Here is a 561-nt window from a genome sequence, read left to right as displayed (position 1 = left end):
GTGTCAGAGTTGGTGTTGTTTATGCTATGGGAATTTGCTTTTTAGAGGCTCTAGCTAAATCAGCTAATTTAATAAGCTTACCTATTATAATTTAAGCTTTCCCTGCATTGCTCAGCGTTTATTATCTATTCATTAAACCGAATGTTTAACCGTTAAGCAAGGATATTTTTCGCTCGCACAGTCGCTATTAGCCTGAGCAATTAAGCAGGTTAACTTTTTGATTTGATGCAGCAAGCAAGGCTGCTAACTCGTTCGCGCTATTTTATTTATCGCCTCATCTAAATTCATCACACCAATAAATCGTAAGGTCCCCGTCTTGCATGACTGGCAAGGCCAATGGGGTATTAATCGTTCTTGCTCTACCTTCGGCTTCACCGCTTTGCATGGGGATGCTGATACTTGAGCCTTTATTAGCCCTAACTTTCGCTTGCGACACGCATTAGCTAAAAAGCCATAGTGGCGAATGCGCATAAACCCTTTGGGCAATACATGTTGTAAGTAGCGCCGTAAAAATTCATCACAACTCAGAGTCATGACTTTATCGCGGTTGTTCTCTGCATA

At 41.4% G+C, this 561-nt stretch carries 1 protein-coding gene; it reads right to left on the bottom strand.

Features of this window, described 5'->3' with window-relative positions:
* Positions 1-243: 243 nt before the first annotated feature.
* Positions 244-561 (bottom strand): transposase (locus H5159_RS21265; protein WP_182780972.1); only part of this gene is annotated, 318 nt, incomplete at its 5' end.

Source organism: Pseudoalteromonas sp. SG43-1, assembly GCF_014164415.1.
Taxonomy (GTDB): domain Bacteria; phylum Pseudomonadota; class Gammaproteobacteria; order Enterobacterales; family Alteromonadaceae; genus Pseudoalteromonas; species Pseudoalteromonas distincta.
This window is presented reverse-complemented; position numbering and strand designations above follow the sequence as displayed.